Origin of the sequence: Corynebacterium callunae (genome assembly GCF_046592015.1) — a bacterium.
Classification (GTDB): domain Bacteria; phylum Actinomycetota; class Actinomycetes; order Mycobacteriales; family Mycobacteriaceae; genus Corynebacterium; species Corynebacterium callunae_A.
The window spans coordinates 72,798-91,863 of the sequence record NZ_JAWVOB010000001.1 but is presented as its reverse complement, the minus strand read 5'-3'; the positions used below and the strand labels follow the sequence as shown (position 1 = coordinate 91,863).

16 protein-coding genes and 2 tRNA genes are annotated in these 19,066 nt (G+C 52.7%); 6 read left to right on the top strand and 12 right to left on the bottom strand.

The window, feature by feature from the left end; genetic code table 11:
• Positions 1 to 53: 53 nt before the first annotated feature.
• The 3 genes from SFC07_RS00440 to SFC07_RS00430 all read left to right on the top strand — a co-directional run bounded on the left by SFC07_RS00440 (position 54) and on the right by SFC07_RS00430 (position 5,548).
• Positions 54 to 2,747, top strand: a complete 2,694-nt coding sequence (locus tag SFC07_RS00440) for a LuxR C-terminal-related transcriptional regulator (RefSeq protein WP_411206265.1) — start codon at positions 54 to 56, stop codon at positions 2,745 to 2,747.
• A gap of 202 nt (positions 2,748 to 2,949) precedes the next feature.
• Positions 2,950 to 4,245, top strand: a complete 1,296-nt coding sequence (locus SFC07_RS00435) for an MFS transporter (RefSeq protein WP_411206744.1) — start codon at positions 2,950 to 2,952, stop codon at positions 4,243 to 4,245.
• A 76-nt stretch (positions 4,246 to 4,321) separates the two neighbouring features.
• On the top strand, positions 4,322 to 5,548 hold the full coding sequence (locus tag SFC07_RS00430; RefSeq protein WP_411206264.1) for a benzoate/H(+) symporter BenE family transporter: 1,227 nt from the start codon (positions 4,322 to 4,324) through the stop codon (positions 5,546 to 5,548).
• A gap of 52 nt (positions 5,549 to 5,600) precedes the next feature.
• Here the strand turns inward: SFC07_RS00430 and SFC07_RS00425 are convergent, their stop codons facing one another.
• The 5 genes from SFC07_RS00425 to SFC07_RS00405 form a co-directional block, all read right to left on the bottom strand.
• A complete protein-coding gene (locus SFC07_RS00425) occupies positions 5,601 to 6,227 on the bottom strand; it encodes an ATP-dependent Clp protease proteolytic subunit (protein ID WP_411206263.1) in 627 nt (208 codons plus the stop codon).
• 29 nt (positions 6,228 to 6,256) lie between these two features.
• Positions 6,257 to 6,850 carry an ATP-dependent Clp protease proteolytic subunit gene (locus SFC07_RS00420; protein WP_411206262.1) on the bottom strand — a complete coding sequence of 198 codons (594 nt, stop codon included), beginning with the start codon at positions 6,848 to 6,850 and terminating at the stop codon, positions 6,257 to 6,259.
• Positions 6,851 to 7,040: 190 nt separating this feature from the next.
• Complete coding sequence (gene tig / locus SFC07_RS00415) at positions 7,041 to 8,384, bottom strand: trigger factor (protein ID WP_411206261.1); 1,344 nt, start codon at positions 8,382 to 8,384, stop codon at positions 7,041 to 7,043.
• 114 nt (positions 8,385 to 8,498) lie between these two features.
• Positions 8,499 to 8,572, bottom strand: a tRNA-Pro gene (locus tag SFC07_RS00410).
• A 551-nt stretch (positions 8,573 to 9,123) separates the two neighbouring features.
• A tRNA-Gly gene (locus SFC07_RS00405) sits at positions 9,124 to 9,198 on the bottom strand.
• 563 nt (positions 9,199 to 9,761) lie between these two features.
• Here SFC07_RS00405 and SFC07_RS00400 point away from each other — a divergent pair.
• Both SFC07_RS00400 and SFC07_RS00395 read left to right on the top strand, forming a co-directional pair.
• Positions 9,762 to 10,028, top strand: a complete 267-nt coding sequence (locus SFC07_RS00400) for a helix-turn-helix transcriptional regulator (RefSeq protein ID WP_411206260.1) — start codon at positions 9,762 to 9,764, stop codon at positions 10,026 to 10,028.
• 167 nt (positions 10,029 to 10,195) lie between these two features.
• On the top strand, positions 10,196 to 11,035 hold the full coding sequence (locus SFC07_RS00395; protein WP_411206259.1) for a DUF1542 domain-containing protein: 840 nt from the start codon (positions 10,196 to 10,198) through the stop codon (positions 11,033 to 11,035).
• 65 nt (positions 11,036 to 11,100) lie between these two features.
• On the opposite strand, the gene SFC07_RS00390 is transcribed toward SFC07_RS00395, so the two are convergent.
• The 3 genes from SFC07_RS00390 to SFC07_RS00380 form a co-directional block, all read right to left on the bottom strand.
• Positions 11,101 to 11,574 (bottom strand): ribose-5-phosphate isomerase, encoded by a 474-nt coding sequence (locus tag SFC07_RS00390; protein ID WP_411206258.1) that lies wholly within the window; start codon positions 11,572 to 11,574, stop codon positions 11,101 to 11,103.
• A 29-nt stretch (positions 11,575 to 11,603) separates the two neighbouring features.
• Complete coding sequence (locus tag SFC07_RS00385; protein ID WP_411206257.1) at positions 11,604 to 12,332, bottom strand: CPBP family intramembrane glutamic endopeptidase; 729 nt, start codon at positions 12,330 to 12,332, stop codon at positions 11,604 to 11,606.
• Positions 12,333 to 12,478: 146 nt separating this feature from the next.
• Positions 12,479 to 13,090: a DsbA family protein gene (locus tag SFC07_RS00380; protein WP_411206256.1), complete on the bottom strand. Its 612-nt coding sequence runs from the start codon at positions 13,088 to 13,090 to the stop codon at positions 12,479 to 12,481.
• A 140-nt stretch (positions 13,091 to 13,230) separates the two neighbouring features.
• Here SFC07_RS00380 and pepN point away from each other — a divergent pair, with 140 nt between their 5' ends.
• Positions 13,231 to 15,834 (top strand): aminopeptidase N, encoded by a 2,604-nt coding sequence (gene pepN, locus SFC07_RS00375; protein WP_411206255.1) that lies wholly within the window; start codon positions 13,231 to 13,233, stop codon positions 15,832 to 15,834.
• 9 nt (positions 15,835 to 15,843) lie between these two features.
• Here pepN and SFC07_RS00370 read toward each other — a convergent pair whose 3' ends face one another.
• The 4 genes from SFC07_RS00370 to SFC07_RS00355 all read right to left on the bottom strand — a co-directional run bounded on the left by SFC07_RS00370 (position 15,844) and on the right by SFC07_RS00355 (position 19,059).
• Positions 15,844 to 16,038: a helix-turn-helix transcriptional regulator gene (locus tag SFC07_RS00370; RefSeq protein ID WP_411206254.1), complete on the bottom strand. Its 195-nt coding sequence runs from the start codon at positions 16,036 to 16,038 to the stop codon at positions 15,844 to 15,846.
• 23 nt (positions 16,039 to 16,061) lie between these two features.
• Entirely contained in the window at positions 16,062 to 16,517 is a 456-nt protein-coding gene (locus SFC07_RS00365) for a hypothetical protein (protein WP_411206253.1), read from the bottom strand.
• A 109-nt stretch (positions 16,518 to 16,626) separates the two neighbouring features.
• Positions 16,627 to 17,745 (bottom strand): MFS transporter, encoded by a 1,119-nt coding sequence (locus SFC07_RS00360; RefSeq protein ID WP_411206252.1) that lies wholly within the window; start codon positions 17,743 to 17,745, stop codon positions 16,627 to 16,629.
• Positions 17,746 to 17,823: 78 nt separating this feature from the next.
• Positions 17,824 to 19,059, bottom strand: a complete 1,236-nt coding sequence (locus SFC07_RS00355; protein WP_411206251.1) for an alkylhydroperoxidase domain protein — start codon at positions 19,057 to 19,059, stop codon at positions 17,824 to 17,826.
• Positions 19,060 to 19,066 lie beyond the last annotated feature (7 nt).

The window sequence follows — 19,066 nt, the reverse complement described above, 5'->3', positions numbered from 1 at the left end:
GATTCCTAGCTGTTTTAGCAGCTAGGAATCCCTTTTTGTATTAGAATCTGAATATGGTTGCTTCAGTTCCTTTTACTCCCTCTTCTTCCCAAACCTTTTTGCCTCGCGCATCCATCGTGCTCCAAGAAATTAGCACCTTGATCTCGCGCCTCCCGGAAGGGGAAGGAAAGCTCTTCCACATCAGTGGCCAAGCAGGCGCAGGTAAAACGGAATTTGGTATGCAGCTCTCGGAAGCTCTCCAGGGTTGGACCGTTGTCAGGGTCACGGCCCTTTCCTGGTTGAAGAGCAGCCAAAGAAATTTGCTCAACCACATTGCACATAAGTTGGGTGCGCATTCAGCAAACTCCATCCGCGGCATTATTGACCGCCGCGATGCCGCCACCGTGGTCATTATCGACGACGTCCACTGGGCCGATACTGAATCTTTGCAAAAGCTCATCGAGTTTGCCATGCGTATGGTTTCCGGGCGTTTTGTCCTCATTTTGGTCGGCCTTGATAATGAGGAATTGGTTTTCCCCGACGCTTCCGTCTCTTTGCCAGAAATTGCCGACGCCTCTTTTGTACTGCCACCGATGAGCATTGAGGAAATCCGCCAGTTAGTCCTCACCACTGTCCGCGGCCGCATTAGCGCTGGCACCGCCACCGATATCCAACGCATTACCGGCGGTGTCTATGGGCGCGTCCGTGAGGTACTTTTTGCAGAATCCCCTGATCACTGGAAAGACCCCGACCCCAATGTGCCCATTCCCCAAAGCTGGTGGGCAAATCTTCGACGCCGCCTCAGCAACTCCCCTGAGGAACTTTGGCAGGTGCTGTTGGCCGTGGCTGTTTTGCCAGCCGGTGGAACCATTGATTTGATTAAGCTCCTGGGCAACGACCCCACCGGCGAATTATGTGATCTTGCTATTCGCTCAGGATTCTTGCGGGTACTGCCCTCCGATGGAGCACCCCGCCTGGATTTGGTCTACCCCATGGACCGCGCAGTCCTTCAATCCCGAACCCCCATGAATACGCTTTCAGAATTACATCTTCGCGCCGCTGATTATTATCAGCTGTGGGATCAGGTAGATGAGTCTTTACAACATCAAGCTTTTGCCGCCCTAGTACCCGATAATCCAGCAGTGCGTGCACTGGCCCAGCGCGGATATGAGTTGGGCCGCGCCGGCCACTGGATGGAAGCAGCCCATGCACTTTCTTTGGCAGCCAATCGCACGGCTCGCAATGAAGAAGCCAATAAGTACATGCTTGAATCGATTGATTCGCTAATCGCCGCAGCGGACCTTCCCCAGGCTCGCATCCGCGCCGCCACCCTCGACCTCGGAGAGCAAGGAATTCAGCAGGATTCCATGCTGGGATATTTGGCCATCCACGAAGGCCGCCAATCAGAAGCCCGCAGCCACCTCGAACGCACGGCCAAAGAAATTTTGAAGCAGGACCCGGTCGACCCAATCCACGGTCCCCGCTTGGCGCAGCGCAAGGTGCTGCTCAATCTGGTGGACTGGCGTCCGGAAGAACTGTTGACCTGGGCCGAGCGCGCCGTTGCCTGGGGTGAAAACGATGCTGGCGAAAAGATTGAGGCGCAGTCAATTTCACTAATTGGTCAATCAATTATGGATGGCAAACTTCCTGAGGATAAGCCCATTCCAGGTGAGACCACTTTGCATGCCCAACGTCGCCATATGGCTATGGGTTGGCTCTCGATGGTTCACGATGATCCAGTAACAGCACGCCAAAAATTGGAGCGTCGTACCTTTATTAGCGGTTCCGAGCGCATTAGCTTGTGGCAGGACGGCTGGCTAGCACGTTCCCAACTCCTCTTAGGTGAATGGGAATCTGCAGCTCGTACCGTGGAAATCGGCCTTGCCCGCGCTGAGCAATTTGGCATTAAATTCCTAGAGCCCCTGCTGTTGTGGACTGGCGCCACAGTGGCAACCGCACGTGGCTACCAAGATCTGGCGCAGTCCTATCTCCGCAGGCTTTCCACTGATCAGGACTCTTTTATTATCCAGTCCATGCCCTCTGCCATGTGTCGCATGTGGGTGTATTCCCAGCGCAGCGAAATGGCCGGAGCGATGGTGGCGGGCAGCAACCTGGAAAAGCTAGGCTCACAGAAATATGTCAATGCCCCTGGCTTCTGGCCGTGGCAGGACTTGCACGCCATCCATTTGATCCGCATGGGCGAAACCCACAAAGCGGAGCTCCTAGTAGAGCAGACCCGCGATGAAATTAAGAACTCCGACATCATGTCCGTCCATGCCAAGCTGGCAGTGCCTGAGGCAATGCTGTTAAGTTACCGTGGGGAGGCCAAAAGGGGTTTTAAGCTTTTCGACGACGCCCTCGACATGCTTACACCCTTAACACTTCCCTATTATCGTGCACGCGTTAACTTCGAATACGGTCAAGCTCTTCGTCGTCAAGGCCAAAGACGCCGAGCGGATGAGCAGTTTGCCCGCGCTGCTTCTTTGTTCCAGGATATGGGCGCGCATGCCCTGGTGACCTTCGCCAATCGTGAAAGGCGCGTGGGTGGCTTGGGGCAAAGAAATGAGCAGGCCGGCGGCCTAACGCCGCAAGAGTTTGAAATTGCGCAGTTGGTTTCCGCAGGGCATTCCAATAGGGAGGTTGCGATGGAATTGTTCCTATCCCCTAAAACTGTGGAATATCACCTGACTCGGGTGTATAAAAAGCTCGGAATCCGCAATCGAATGGAGCTGGTAGAGGCCCTAAATAAGTATTCTCACCTCGCCTAACTGGGCTTTTAGGATCGCACAAGTACCCCCTAGAAGTGTTTAGGGCGTTCCCTAGTTTCAGCATTTTTGAAATGCGGATTAAATGTGAAGCACATCACCGGCAGGTAGATGAAAGCTATCAATTCACATTACCAAGGAGAACCTTGTGGCTACCTCAACTTCAAACGGCTGGCATAGCGCTAAGCACCGTGCCACTGTCTATATGATCCTAGCGGTCGTTGGCATTTCCATCCTTTTCGACGGCTACGACCTCGTCATCTACGGCGCAGTTTTGTCCACCTTGCTCGAAGATCCATCTCAAATTGGTCAACTTAGCCCAGCGGTGGCCGGTACCCTCGGCTCCTACGCAATGATCGGCGTGATGATCGGCGCCCTTTCCGCTGGTGCTGTCGCTGACCGCCTTGGTCGCCGCAAGGTTATGCTCACCGCAATCGCATGGTTCTCCATCGGCATGGCACTCACCGCAATGTCCACCTCAGTTGCGATGTTTGGTTTCCTCCGCTTCCTCACCGGCCTGGGCGTCGGCATGATCGTTGCCACCGGTGGCGCAGTTATTGCAGAGTTCGCTCCAGCAAATCGTCGCAACCTCTTCAACGCGATCGTTTACTCCGGCGTACCGGCCGGCGGCGTGATGGCTTCCCTCCTGGCTCTTGTCCTCCAAGGCCACATCGGCTGGCGCGGACTCTTCTTCATCGGCGCTTCCCCCCTGCTGTTCCTGCTGCCAATGGCATTCTTCTTCCTCCCAGAGTCTCCTCGCTGGCTCACCGCTCGTGGCCGCGCCGCTGATGCCCATGCACTCTGCGCTCGCTATGGACTTCCTGCCGAGCAGTTTGTGGTGGAAAATGTGGTTACCTCAGCTGGTGTACCAGCTAAGACCGGCTTCGCTGGAATCTTCTCCTCCAAGTACATCATGGGTACCATCCTCATCGGTGCTATGAGCTTCATCGGCCTGCTCTCCACCTACGGCCTGAACACCTGGCTGCCAAAGATCATGCAGGCCAATGGCGCGACCTCCCACGATTCCCTCTACTCCCTGCTCTTCCTCAACGGTGGCGCTGTGGTTGGTGGCTTGATCGCTTCCTGGTTTGCTGACAAGATCGGGGCCAAGACCATCATCACCACTACCTTTACGCTGGCTGCACTGTGCCTTGGCACCCTGCCATTCATCTCCTTTTGGTCGCTCATGTACACCGCTATCGCACTGGCTGGTATCGGCGTACTGGGTACCCAGGTTCTTACCTACGGCCTGACCTCCAACTTCTTCGGAACTGAGTGCCGCGCCGCAGGTGTTGCATGGTGTGCCGGCTTCGGTCGCCTGGGTGGTATCGCTGGACCTGCCATCGGTGGTCTTATCATCGGCGCAGGCTTCGGACCTACCTCCGCATTCTTCCTCTTCGCTGGAGCCGCTGTGGTCGGTGCAATCTGCACCTCCCTGATCCCACGCTCACCAGCAGAAGCTGAAGTAAAGATCGTCGAGGAGCCACTGGCTCGCATCTAAAATCTGCCGCAAATCGCGAAGCTATTTATAGCTTCCCCTTTTTGCGTTAAACCCCTAAAAGAATTGGAGTACAACTATGGCCAGCTCGCTTCTATTGGCAGTCGAGTCTCCTCAGCTCCCCCGCCCTACCCTTGCTGAAATTCGCCGAGATCTCACCCCTCAAGAGATCGGCAATGGATTAGTAGCCCTTATTTTCTCCGCCTCCGGCCCAATCGCTGTTATTTTGGCTGCAGCAGCTGCGGGAAATCTCAGCCCCGATCAAACCTCCTCCTGGATTTTTGGTGCCTTTTTAGGGAATGGACTACTCACCCTATTCCTTACTTATATGTACCGCAGCCCCCAAGCCTATTTTTGGACTATTCCCGGCACTGTCATTGTGGGCGATGCCCTCACTCACTTGAGTTTCGCTGAGGTTATCGGCGCCTATCTAATGACCGGCGTGGTAGTTTTCCTGCTGGGTTGGACCGGACTTATTGGTCGCATTATGTCTGCGCTACCACCCACCATTGTGATGGCCATGGTTGCAGGAATTTTCCTCAGATTTGGCCTGCAGCTTATTGAAGCCAGTGTCTCGGATCCGCTGATCGCAATTTCCATGATTGTGGTTTTTGTGACTCTAAGTTTTAATCCCCGCATCGCCAGTTTCGCTCCGCCGGTGGCAGTAGCTGCAGTTGTGGGCACTTTGATTGCCGTGGTGTCTGGGCGCCTGGCACCAGGAATTTTAGACAATGGCATAATGGCCAAACCGGTTTTTACCGCTCCAGAATTTTCACTTTCAGCCATGATGGAACTAGTTATTCCCCTGGCCATAACAGTAGTGATTGTGCAAAATGGGCAGGGCATCGCGGTGTTGCGCGCAGCTGGCCACAAGCCAGGAGTTAATTTAGCAGCAGCAGCCTCAGGATTATGGTCTTTGCCGATGGCGCTGATCGGAAATGTTTCTACCTGCCTCACCGGCCCCACCAATGCACTCATTGTGTATAGCCAAAAGGCAGAGCGTCACTATACCGCGGCGATGGTAACTGCCATGGGGGCGATTACCGTGGGACTCTTCTCCCCTACTTTTGTGGGCTTTATGTTGGCTATGCCCGTGTCTTTTATTTCTGCATTGGCCGGCATTGCCATGCTTACCCCTTTGAAAAATGCTTTTATTGCAGGGTTTTCTGGAGCCTATTCCACAGGAGCATTGGTGTGCTTCCTGGTTACCGTTTCAGAACTCAATATTTTAGGAATTACTGCACCATTCTGGGGCATTGTTTTTGGCTGCCTCATTGGTTGGCTGCTTGACAAAAAACGCACCTAAAAAGGCACAAGAAAAGGCCAGACCCGTTTGGGTCTGGCCTTCTTTGTTTTAATTAGCGGCTGAGCTTGCGGTAATCAAAGACCTGGTCAGCGATACCGTACTCAACTGCTTCTTCAGCGGTGAGGATCTTATCGCGATCGGTGTCAATGCGAACCTGCTCTGGGGTACGGCCGGTGTGGAAAGCCAAGGTGGTTTCCATGAGGCGGCGCATACGCTCAATTTCAGCAGCCTGGATCTCCAGGTCAGAAACCTGACCCTGGGTGCCCTGAGTCGCTGGCTGGTGAATCAGCACGCGGGAGTTTGGCAAAACTGCACGCTTGCCAGGAGCACCTGCGGCGAGCAGCACGGCAGCTGCAGAAGCAGCCTGGCCAAGGCAGACAGTCTGAACGTCTGGGCGGACATACTGCATGGTGTCATAAATTGCCATCAACGCGGTGAAAGAGCCACCTGGAGAGTTGATGTAGAGGGTGATGTCACGATCTGGGTCCATTCCCTCAAGCACCAGCAGCTGCGCCATGATGTCATTTGCAGAGGTGTCGTCTACCTGGGTACCCAGGAAGATGATGCGCTCTTCAAAAAGCTTGGCATAGGGGTTGGTCTCTTTGGTGCCGTATGCAGACTGCTCAATAAAAGATGGCAGCACATAACGTGAGGATGGCATTTGGAATCCGTTGCTCATTTAATTTTCTCCTTAATGTTTCCGTGCGCCTAGTTGCTGATTGGGCCTTCAGCGAGGGTGATTACGTGGTCAACGATGCCGTAATCCTTAGCCTCCTGAGCGGTGAACCAGCGGTCGCGGTCAGAGTCTAGGGTGACCTTCTCGACAGTCTGGCCGGTGTGCTCTGCAATAAGCTGCGCCATTTCCTTCTTGGTCTGCGCAAATTGCTGAGCCTGAATTGCAATGTCAGAAGCGGTACCACCAACGCCAGCGGAAGGCTGGTGCATCATGATGCGAGCATGTGGAAGGGCGTAACGCTTGCCCTTGGTACCACCGGAGAGCAGGAACTGACCCATGGAAGCTGCCAGGCCCATGCCGTAGGTGGCAATATCGCAAGGTGAGTACTTCATGGTGTCATAAATTGCCATACCAGCGGTGACGGAACCACCGGGAGAGTTAATGTAGAGGGAAATATCGCGGGTAGGATCCTCAGCGGACAGCAGCAGGATCTGGGCGCACAGCTTGTTCGCAATCTCATCGTCTACCTGGCTACCCAGGAAAATGATGCGCTCACGCAGCAGGCGATCGTAGATGTCGCCGCCGAAACCAGCTCCACCAGGTCCTGTCATCTGAATATCGCTCATGAAATCTGTCAACTCCTATAGTCCTTTAGTTTGTTCAGGGTTCATCTAGTTCAATGTCACCAGACTACCCCTCTATTTCCATCAGACCCCCTATGTTCGCTGACAGCGTTTGCAGGGGGAGAAAAAATAAAAAATAACGCTTTTCGACGCCGTGTTTTTGCGTCGAAAAGCGTTATTTAGGTGCTTTTATTTAAGCTTCGGTCTCTTCGACCTCTTCTTCGCCGAAGTACTGCTTAGGGTCAACCTCGTTGCCCTCGGAGTCCTTCACGTTTACGCGGCAGATTGCCTGAGCAAGTGCCTTGCCACGGCGAACGTCTGCAAAGAGGTTAGCGATCTGACCGGACTGCTGCAGCTGAGCAATGAACTGGTTTGGATCCATTCCATAGGACTGTGCAGTGAAGAGGATGTGATCGGTGAGTTCCTGCTGGGAAACCTCAGGCTCTTCGGTCTCAGCCAAAACGTCAAGGAAGAGCTGGGTGCGAACAGCCTTCTCAGCATCCTCGCGGTTCTGCTTCTCGAAGTCCTCGCGGGTGGTGCCGGTGGACTCAAGGAAGGAGTTAAGAGCAGCATCGTCGTGTGCAAGCTGGCCAAGCAGCTGGTGCAGCTGAGAGTGTGCCTGCTCTTCAACGATGGACTCTGGAAGAGCGAACTCAGCCTCAGCCAAAGCAGCCTTCAGAACCTCATCGCGGATTGCAGCGGCCTGCTCGTTCTTGAGCTTTGCCTCTACATCGCCAACGGTAGACTCACGGAGCTCCTCGATGGTGTCGAACTCGGAAGCGAGCTGTGCAAACTCGTCGTCCAGTTCAGGAAGCTCGCGCTGCTTGGTTGCGGTGATCTCAACCTTAACCAGAGCTTCCTTGCCCTGGTACTCGCCGGAAGCAAGTTCGGTGGTGAACTCTGCGGTGTCACCCTTCTTCAGGCCGGTAAGAGCCTTGTCGAGTCCGTCGATGAGATCTTCGGAGCCAATTTCGTAGGAAAGACCCTCGGTGGAAGCCTCTTCAATGGTCTCGCCATCGATGGAAGCCTCAAGGTTGATGGTGACGAACTCACCCTTCTTCAACTTGTGGTTGTGATCCTTCAAGGTGGAGAAACGGGAACGCAGGTTGTCGAGCTCTGCGTTGACGGCTTCTTCGTCAGCCTTGATTGCTGGAACCTCAACGTTGATCTCTTCAAAGTTAGGAAGGTCGAACTCTGGGCGAACGTCAACCTCAGCGGTGAACTCAACGAGCTCGCCATCTTCGATCTTGGTGACCTCTACCTGTGGCTGTCCGATAGCCTTGATACCCTCAGCCTCAACAGCCTCGGAGTAGCGGGTAGGAAGCATGTCGTTAACAACCTGCTCCAAAACTGGGCCGCGGCCAAAGCGTGCGTCAATAAGCTGACGAGGAGCCTTACCCTTACGGAAGCCAGGAATCTGGACTTGCTGTGCCAGAGCGGCGTATGCCTGGTCGATTTCTGGCTTCAGTTCAGAAAATGGAACCTCAACGGTGATCTTTGAACGGGTGTCGCTCAGCTTCTCGACAGAACTCTTCACGAGTAAATCTCCTGGATGGTCGGATAAGAAAAGTGTATGAACTATAAAAAACAAGCCCGGTTTCCGACGATAATGCGATTTCTCGCTTCGTCCGAAACCGGGCTCGTCCTCAAGTCGGGGCGACAGGATTTGAACCTGCGACCCCCTGCTCCCAAAGCAGGTGCGCTACCAAACTGCGCCACGCCCCGATATTTAGTTGCCCCATTGGACTTGAACTACTGTACACTACAGATTCTCTTTTGAGAAACTCTGTACTGGACTTCGTTACGGTGTCCCTTGGTTCGCTTTAGAACTATACGTGCAAGACGCCAACTAGAAAAATCGCCTGGTCAGAGCCTGTTTTTCAATAAGTTTTTGGAGACATAAGGTTTCCCTGAATGCTTTGAACACTTTGTTGAAAGCAATTCCCTTCCACTGCAGCCATGTAGCCATGAATCTTTCAAGGAACGCCGGCAGCTTTAACACTGCGGTCTAATCGGTTCCCCTATTAAGCATCTTCCCTAATAAGTATTAATTGCTCCTAGAAAAATGTGCACCCTTATATCTCTTAAGGAAGTTCTGCCCGGAGACATACTTTATTGCGAGGCCCAGTCTTAGTTAGACGGCCAGATCCACAGACCCCGTCCCAGTGCAATGCCCCCCCCAGAAACCAAGAGAAAACTGGACATACAAAAATCCCCGAAGGTTAAACATTGCTCAGCAATGAACTCTTCGGGGTGATTTATTAATTTAAAAAAGTTGGAGGGAATGACGGGAATCGAACCCGCGTCATCAGCTTGGAAGGCTGAGGTAATAGCCATTATACGACATTCCCACACAAGCAATTACAGGAAAACTTGGTAACCCGTGCTTGGTACGTTGGATATAGTAGCGCAAACTTAGGAATCTTAAAAATCTGCAGGCCACAGACACGCTTTCATATCCGCAGAGACCCCCACAGACATAGAATCCCATTTTTCGCAATTAGAGAAATAGACACATATGAGAAAACTAAGAAAAAGCTAAGAAACAAAATAAATTCTCGCAGATTTGAAGCCTCAGTTATCGGTGAACCGATTCAGAAACACTCTCAAATATCCTTAAAGGGGTATTTTTTCCTAGTTTTTCCCACCCCTACGTAGCCACAAAGATTCTAAAAGAATGTGTACAAATGTACATTTAGCTGCAATTATGCCAACAAAGGCTTAGGAGGGCTTAAGGAATTCTATGAACGTTGCCAGACTTTATACCTAACTTCCGCCCAGGTATACATTAATGCGTTTCAATATAGCGCGCTCAGCGCTAATTTTTTCATCTGCTTTTTCATTTTGCCAGTTAGCTGGCAAATATAAGTATTATTTAGACAACAAAGCAATTCGTGGCGTAACCTATCTAGCTATGAAGCCAAAAATCATCGATGCCGAGACCGGCAGAGAGCTCTGGACCGCGATCGAATGCGCGGAATTTTCCGGTACCGCCCGAGGAACTTTCACCAGCTACGCCGGTCGTGGACGAGCACCAAAGCCCGTAGCAAAGCATCATGGCCTAACCTTATGGGATTCTGAGATTATTAAGGAATGGGTCGATGAGCGAGCTGCAGGTAACAAGGGATTGACCTCCATCGGAGCCGATTCCGCTGATTCCTCCCAGTCGGTCGAAAGCTAAGCTAATCACCCACTAATCCCCAACCTAGGGCCACGCATCTGCGTGGTCCTTTTTATTGCCCCCCTGGGAACTTTCTGTTACCTCTAACCGTTGCTTAATTGATAAATAGCCAAAGTCTGGAGAGCAACAATCTCTTCAAACAGATACATGAGTGAGTTGAAGATTCCGTGGAAGCACTACTCCTGATAGCAATCGTCATCGGTGGTGGCGTTTTTGTCGCCTCGAAGATGGGTTCAAACAATTCCAAGAAGCAAGAAGAGGCCAAGCTAGCAGATGCGCAGGCTGATGCCCGTCGCTGGATCGAACGCCTAGGTTCACAGGTCCTCACCATTGCTGGTACCGACGCAGCTTCCACTCAAGCGATTGCTGATGCTTCTGAACGCTTTAATGCTGCTTCCTCACAAATTTCTACTGCTTCCACTGTTCGTCAAGCTGAGCTAGCTCGTGAATCCGCACTCGAAGGCTTGCATTATATGAATGCAGCTCGTGAGATCATGGGTATGCCAGCAGGCCCAGAGCTTCCTCCGCTGGAGGGTCAGCGCAAGGCCGGCCGCGTTACTGAGTCCCGCACAATTGAGCAAGATGGCCGCCAGATCACTGCATCTCCAGTAGCCACGGACAATACTCCGAACTACTACCCCGGTGGTATGGTTGCTGGTCGTCCAGTTCCTGCCGGCTGGTACTCCGAGCCTTGGTGGGCCAGTGCACTGCGCACCGGCCTCTGGACCGCTGGCTCTGTCATGATGTTCTCTGCACTCTTTAACGGCATGGCAGGCGTTGGCTACTCGGCCGCTGCTTTTGAGAACGGCTATGGCGACGGCTACGAAGATGGCCTAGCCGCTGCTGAAGGTGGCGAGGGCGGCGACACCGGCGAAGTAGATGCCGGCGACACCGGTGACATGGGCGGGGACGCTGGTGGAGACGGTGGCGGATTCTTCGACGGTGGCTTCTTTGGAGGCGACGGCGGAGACGGTGGCGGCTTCGACTTCGGTGATTTCGATTTCTAAGCACATATAACCACATAAATAAAGGCGGTCAGTTTAGAACTGACCGCCTTTTTACATTTGTCTAATTAGTTCTGAGGCACGACTGGGGCAACGCCAGTGCGCTCATAATCGGAGAGAATATCGATGCGACGCTGGTGACGCTCTGCATTGCTCCACTCCTGGTCGAGGAAAGCATCAACAATTGCCAATGCCTCTTCTTCAGAGTGCATACGGCCACCAATGCCGATGAGGTTTGCATTATTGTGCTCGCGGGCAAGGCGAGCGGTTTCTACGGACCAGGCAAGAGCGCAACGTGCACCCTTTACCTTGTTGGCTGCAATCTGCTCGCCATTTCCGGAACCGCCCAAAACAATGCCCAGGGAACCTGGGTCGTTTACGGTACGGCTAGCTGCTTCAATGCAGAATGCAGGATAATCATCATCTGCATCATAGACATGTGCACCGCAGTCGATTACCTCATGGCCCTGAGCCTTTAGGTGTTCTGCGATAGCATTTTTAGTTTCAAATCCAGCGTGGTCTGCTCCAAGGTATACGCGCATGCTTGTTAGTGTACTGCAGACTTTTCTGCTTAGAAGTATGCGGGGATAGGCCGCTGAGAATTTTTCAGTTTTTCGCGCCCACCAACACCAAAAAGCAGCCAAGAGCCATAAATCAGCAGAACTACGATTCCAAAAATGAGCGTGCTTATTCCAACAGTGTCAGGGCTTAGAACTGCGCAGATGTTGTAAAGAATATGGGCAACAATAACCGCATGCAGGTTGCCCGTCACAAAGACAACCAGGGTAAAAATCAGGCCAACAACAATGGCATTCAGAATTTGACGCAGCGTATCGGCCCCACCTTGTCCAATGAGCAGACTCGTCACATGGCCAAGTCCAAAGGTTACAGCCGTCACAAGAATCGCCCAGAGCGGCCGGGTTTCTTTTAACAAAGCCTGAAGCAGGAAACCGCGAAAGAGAACTTCTTCCAAAAACCCGACAAAAAGATAATGAAGCACAATCATTATCACGAGAAAAACTGTCAGATCCCCGCGCAGCCCGCGACTTAAAGGAAAAACAACCAGCGCCAACAGGGGCAGATAAAACCACATCCGCGCCACCGGCACCGCAGGTGCCACACCAAGTCCAATTTGCTTATCGACGCCAAAACGTTGCACATAGATCAGCAGCGCAATGCTTAAACATCCCAGCGGAATAATTGCTGCTCCATGATCAGAAATCCCGAGATTTATGCCAATGTTGATGGCCACAATTGAGATCACGAGGTACAGCGCCAGCCACACAAAGAAGCGTTTCATGCTTATCACGGCCTCAGGTTAGGGTGTTTTACCTGCTCTTATCCTATCCCCTACCCACTTTGACCTCGAGGTTTTTAGTGGTGCAATCCACCACACCCCCAAAGAAAAAAGAAGGCTGCTGTTTCCAGCAACCTTCTTAAAAAAAATTAATCGAACTCTGGGCTCTCGGTACGGGAGCGCTTGATCTCAAAGAAGTGAGGGTAGCCAGCCAGCTTGACGGAAGCGTCGAAGATTTCGCCAGCTTCTTCACCGCGTGGGATGCGGGTCATCACTGGGCCGAAGAAGGCGGTGTCGCCGAACTTAACTACTGGAGTTCCGACATCGTTTCCGACCTCATCCATTGCGGACTGGTGGAAGGCGCGCAGCGCGTCGTCCCACTCGGTGGAGTCAGCAACCTCAACGAGGGAAGCATCCAGGCCAACCTCGGCAAGAGCCTCGGAGATAACCTCGTTATAAGAACCGTCTACGGCGCCACGGCCACCATTGTGGATGCGGGTACCGGTTGCGGTGTAAAGCTCGCCCAGCTTCTCTGGGTTGTTGGTAGCCACTGCTGCGAAAACGCGTGCAGGTCCCCAAGCAGCCTTCATGCGCTCCAGGTAATCAGCAGGCAGGTCGCGGCCATCGTTAAGAACAGCCAAGCTCATTGGGACCCACTCGATCTCAATATCGCGAACCTGCTCCACTTCCCTAATCCAGCGGGAGGTTACCCAGCAGAATGGGCAGGTGGTATCAAACCAAAAAGTGACTTTTTCAGCCATGTGAAAGTACTTCCTTTTCCTTTAAGAATTTTCGTTTCTAGCATGACACCCTAGGGGCGAACTATCGTGGTGTCATTGCGCAGTCCATGTTACTCGTGGACGTACCGCACCAGCTTATATCCATCTATGAGGAGCAGTACATGACGTCTACTAATCTCACCAGGCAAGAAGCAGCTGATCGCTCACGCTTGCTCAGTGTCGAGAATTATGAAATTTCTTTGGATCTCAACACCGGCGATGAGTTCTTCAGCTCCACCACCCTCGTGCACTTTGACGTCCGCGAAGCTGGAGATACCTTCATTGACCTGCGTGCATCCAGCGTCGAAGAAGTCCTTTTGGACAATGAGTCCATCAAGGAATCCGCGCTCACCCTCAATGCGGATGGTTATGATGAAACCCCAGGAATTGCGCTTAAGGGACTCTCCCAGGGCCGACACACGCTCCGAGTTACGGCGACAATCCCCTACTCCCGCACTGGCGAAGGCCTGCACCGCATGGTCGACCCTGCAGATAATGAGGTCTACCTCTATACCCAGTTTGAAACCGCGGATGCCAAGCGCATGTTCGCATGTTTTGATCAGCCAGATCTGAAGGCAACCTATGATCTGAACATCAAAACTCCCAAGGGCTGGAAGGTCATTTCTAATGCTGAGCAGGAAGTATCTACCCAGCACCCTGAATATGACACCCACATCTCCCGCATTGATTACCCGCTGTCTACCTATCTGGTTGCAGTCTGTGCTGGTCGCTACCATGAGGTGCTGGATTCTTGGAGTGGCACGCTAACCCACCACCCTGAAACCCCAAGCGATCAGCCCACTGAGCTCACTGTGCCTTTGGGACTTTATTGCCGTCGCTCCCTGGCTAAGGACTTGGATGCGGAGAAGCTCTTCACTGAGACTAAGCAGGGCTTTGAGTGGTACCACCGCAACTTTGGTGTGGCCTACCCATTTGGCAAATATGACCAGATTTTTGTGCCGGAGTTTAATGCGGGCGCCATGGAAAATGCCGGTGCGGTGACCATTCGTGATGAGTACGTTTTTGCGTCGAAAGCTACTCGTTATCGTTATGAGCGTCGTGCGGACACCATCCTGCACGAGCTTGCTCACATGTGGTTCGGCGATCTTGTCACCATGAAGTGGTGGGATGATCTATGGTTGAACGAGTCCTTCGCAACCTGGTCTGCTGCGATTTCTCAGGCCGAGGAAACTGAATATGACACCGCCTGGGTGACCTTCGCCAATGTTGAAAAATCCTGGGCCTATCAGCAGGATCAGCTTTCCTCCACGCACCCTGTTTTCTCCGATGGCTATGACATTGAAACTGTGGATCAGAACTTCGATGGCATCACCTATGCCAAGGGCGCTTCGGTGCTTAAGCAGCTGCAGGCCTATGTCGGCCGCGAGGCCTTCCTGGCTGGTGTGCGACGCCACTTTGCCAACCACTCCTGGGGCAATGCCACCTTTGATGATCTGCTCAGCGCGCTCGAGCAGGCATCCGGCCGCGACCTCTCTGATTGGGCAAACCAGTGGCTCAAGACCACCGGCATCAACACCCTCGGCGCTGATTTCACCGTCGAAGACGGCAAGTACACCTCCTTTGCAGTAACCCAAACCGGCGCCGCCCCTGGTGCCGGTGAGCTGCGCACCCACCGCTTGGCGGTGGGTCTTTATAAGCTTGTCGACGGGTCTCTCGACCGCTACGCACGAGTGGAAATTGACTGCAGTGGCGCGTCGACAAGCGTAGAAGAGCTGGTCGGCGCAGAGGCAGCTGATTTTGTGCTGGTCAATGATGATGATCTCACCTATGCACTGCTGGATCTGGACGCCGGTTCACGCAGCTTTGTGATTGACAATATTGATAAGTTCAGCGATCCAATGCCACGTACTTTGGCTTGGTCAGCAGCGTGGGAGATGACTCGCGGCGGCCAAATGAAGGCGCGTGATTTTATTGCTTTGGTGGCTCGTGGAGCTGCTGCGGAGACTGAAATCGCGGTGCTGGAGCGCATTTTGATGCAGGCTACCTCCGCGCTGAAGAATTATGCGGATCCGCAGTGGGCGGCAGCTGAGGGCAATGAGCTGCTTGCTTCCGCGCTGCTTGCTGGTGCGCAAAATGCCGAGCCTGATTCTGACTCCCAATTGGCCTTTATTCAGGCATTGGCTAAGGTCACGCTCAATGCTGCGGCAGTAGAGTTTTTCCAGGATATTCGTGCCGGCAAGGTTGCGGGACTCACTGTTGATCCCGATCTGCGCTGGTGGGCTTTAACTGCGCTGATTGCCAATGGTGCAGTGGAAAATCCAGAGGAAGCTGTTGCGGAGGAGCTGTCTTTGGACAAGTCTAATGCCTCCTACCTGGCCTCTTTGCGTGCACTAGCTGCCATTAACACTGGTGATGCCAAGGCTGTGGCCTACCGCGAGGTGACGGCACTGGACAATAACCTGTCCAATTTGGAATTGCGCCACAAGATTGAGGGCCTGACCTTCACTGGTTCTGCTGATTTGCTGAGCACCTACAACAACCAGTATTTCGAAATTGTGGATGAGGTCTGGGCGAAGTTCTCCAGCGAAATGTCCCAGCAGGTAATCCTCGGACTCTTCCCATCCTGGAATATTTCCACCGAGGGTCTGGAGCGTGCGGATTACTTCCTCGAGGGCGAGCACGCTGCAGGAATCAAGCGCATTGTTGCGGAATCCCGCGACCGTGTGGCTCGTGCTTTGCGCAACCGCGAGGTTGATGCGAGTTAGTCTTTTGAGTTAGTCCTCGAAGATAAAGAGGTCTTCGATATGGCAATTGAACTCCCTGGACAGCTGAAAAGCTAGTGGCAAGGAGGGGTCATATCTGCCTTTTTCAATACTAATAATGGTCTGCCGGGAAACACCCACGGCATCTGCCAACCGCTGTTGGGAGAGCCCGAGTGCTTCGCGGTAGGCCTTTAGTTTATTTTTCACAGTTTTGCCTTTGGTTTTCTGGGCTAGCTCGCTTGGTGTTTGCGGATGTTATAGCTAATCCAAAAACACACCTGCAATAAGAGCACCAGTCCTAGGAAAACCATGGACAGCGGTGCATCCACGGGTCTTACGCTGCACACGATGCATCCGATTCCGCCTAAAACCATGAGCACATGGAAGGCATCTTTAGTTGCCTCGGCGTACCAGGTATTTTCTACGCTGTTTTCCGGGTTGCGGACTGCACCTGTGATGGTTTCCCGATCAACCAAAAGCGCCCAGCTAGCTGCTGCAAGAACAGGCAGTGTTACCCAGAAATACACCCCAAAATACAGAGCTACCCGGGCCGGATCCTGGAGCCAGACCATGAGGGCAGCAAAGGCAGCAGCCAGCACTACCCCACCCACTAGTGACATTGCGATTAATCCAGCAGGGCTTCCGCCAAATTTGGAACGTCCAAACTTTGTTTTTGTGTTGGCCATGATGTGCCTCCCTTGAAGTGATGTCAAGCGTACTTTACACCTTTAGCCTAAATTAAAGCACCCTTTGATGTAAAGGGTGCTTTACAAATTCCTTTGTGTCCGGGGAAGGTTAGCGGGAAACCCTTTGCGGATTAAGCCACTGCGCAACTGCCACAACCAGCAAAGCAACTGCGCAGATCCAAAAGGCCTGCGAACCAATTGCCAGGTAGATCGGCAAGAAGGAGACCGGCGCCGCAGCCGAACCGAAGAACCTAAAAGCCTGCACCGTGGACAAAAGTGAGGATCCACCCGGACTGCCGATAACTGCCAAATTGACGGTTGCTTGAATTCCCTGGGCAGCTGCCACAGACACTGCCCACAACAACGCCACCAGAACCACCCAAGGAGAAATTGGAATTGTTGCAAGCGCGACTGCCGCGATTAGGGCACTAACCACAAGCACTGCCCGCACCCCAAACTTATCGGCCATATCTCCGATCTTGCGGGAGGCAAAGAAAGCAGCGGCACCGCCACACATCACCACCAGACCACGCGCCGCAGCATCAAGCCCAAAACGATCTCCTACGTGCAGCGATGTCATAAATCCAATGCCAATAATGCCGACGCCCACTACAAAACCAGAGAGCATATGAATCAAGGTAGGAATCCATTGCACCCGGCCGGCCACATTTTGCTTGGAGGAAGCCGGAGGCGGAACAACGGGCAAACGTGCCAATAGAATAAATGCCGCAGCACTTGCCGTAACCAAGAAGGTTAAACGCCAACTAATCATTGAGGTTAAGCCAGATACCAAAGGCGCAGACAACATTCCCAGGGACTGCATGGCTGCATAGGTGCCAAGGGCTCGGCCTAGATTTTCTGCCGGTACCAACTCGCGCAACATAATCTGCAGCACAGGAGTGGTGAATGCATTGGCCACACCGATCACGGCATAACAGGCTACAAAAAGCCACCAAGATGGCGTAATAAGCAGCAAAAGCGCCAAGGGTAAAGTAACAATATAAGCCCAGGTCACAACCTTATGTGGGTGAATTCCCCGCACTAAACGGCCGGAAAACAGCATCATGGTGGCAAAGGGGAATAGATAGAGCGACATGGTAAGCGCCGCCCGCCCCATGCTGACGTCGAAGGTATCTGCAAATTCAGGCAGCACCACTGACAACGCTTGGCCAGTAAACGGCCCAACAAACCCACCGACCAAGATGGCCGCCAATTGCAGTTTCTTCATAGCACCTTAATTTAGGCCAAACCCCCGGTTGAATCTTATGTGATCCAAAACCGGGGGTAGCTTAGAGATTTCAACGTTTTATAGGAAACGCTTTGGAACTTCTGGCTCACCAAGGGAGAGCATCAAACGATTCGCCCAATTGAAAAAGGCAACGGAGTTAATTGCATCTACAATTTGAAGATCTGAGAAGCCGACTCCGCGCAGCTTTGAGATGCATTCTTGATTAAACCGGGCAGGCGTGGCAGTTAAAGCTCGCGAAACATCTCGAATGACATTCCACTGCTCTGAACCAAGGTCTGCATCAAGGTTTTCCAGCAGCACATTAATATCATCTCCTCGCCCGGATTCTTGCTCTGCCCGTCCAGAATGAACAGAGGCGCAATAAACACAACCGTTAAAACGAGAAGTGACTGTAGCTCCGAGTTCGCGCTCTGCCCGTCCCAAACCTTCACCATCGGTGTTGAAAAAGATATCCAGGTCTGTCAAAGTACGAGCTTTCAAAGCAGCTGGATCACGCGCAAGCAAGCGGAAATATGGCATATCAGCACGTTCAGGCTGAATTAGTGACTCAAATTGTTCTTCACTAAGTTCCGCCTTAGGAACGGGCTGAACCCAAGGCTTCCATCCTAAGGAATGGTTAACAAATGCTTCAGGTCGATTGAGCTCTTCATAAGTGGAAATTTCAAAGCCTGCATCAGAAAGTTCCCACTCCGCATTTGGCAGATCCAGACGAACACCTACTACCTTGTGGTCCTCACCGTTGAGGGTTCTTAGTCCCAGGGCAACTCGCAATTGGAAGGTCAGGAAAGATATCAACTGGGCCAAAGATACGGTTTCATCGGCGGTCCAACCCGCTGCTGAAAGCCGACCTAAAACCTCTGGGCGGGAATCGCGAGGATGAAACACCACAAGGTGGGCATAGTCAAAAGCCGCAGCCAGACGATCGCCCAATGCAACAACATCATTTCTGATCGATCCGCCTGGCTCTGATTCATCTGCAAGACCTGGCTCGCGGTAGGTTCCATAGGGGCCCGAAGAAAGCCCCTGCGCAACGGCATCCGACACGGCATGCACAAGGGTTGTGGGGGCTTCGTCGAGTAGCAAATCCTGATAAAGATCTACCGCAGGAGAAAACTGGTGCAGCCCGGAAACATACGTTGCCACTGCGTAGCGTTCGCCATAGCTAAATGCTCCCGGATTCTTAGGTTCAAGCAAGGCTTCGAAGCTTTTTTGGGCATTTTCACGTGCTTGAGGACGGTTGTCGCGGAGTTCGTGCAGGTCTGCACCGACGAGAATATCGATAATGTCTGACATGTTAACA